This is a genomic window from Microvirga pakistanensis (assembly GCF_004458765.1).
GTDB lineage: Bacteria > Pseudomonadota > Alphaproteobacteria > Rhizobiales > Beijerinckiaceae > Microvirga > Microvirga pakistanensis.
This window is the reverse complement of record NZ_SPJX01000566.1, coordinates 1-223: the sequence shown is the minus strand read 5'-3', so window position 1 is coordinate 223 and position 223 is coordinate 1. Positions and strand designations below refer to the sequence as shown.

Genomic DNA, 223 nt, shown 5'->3' with positions numbered 1-223 from the left:
TGGGCCAGTCCCGGATGAACTCGCTCATAGGCCGCGAACTGCTCGTTCCACGATGCCTCGAGCGCCGCGCCGGCATCCCGAGCATCCCATGCGCTGCGGACAGCATGGGGAACTTCGAAGGCGGGGTGCGGCCAGCCGAGTTCGGAACGCACTGCAGCCACCTCATCGGCTCCCAGCGGCGCGCCATGGCTATCGTGAGTACCTGCCTTGTTGGGTGACCCTT

1 pseudogene is annotated in these 223 nt (G+C 66.4%); it reads right to left on the bottom strand.

Annotated elements, in window-relative coordinates:
- Positions 1-223, bottom strand: a pseudogene (locus E4K09_RS23815) (transketolase); the annotation flags it as partial.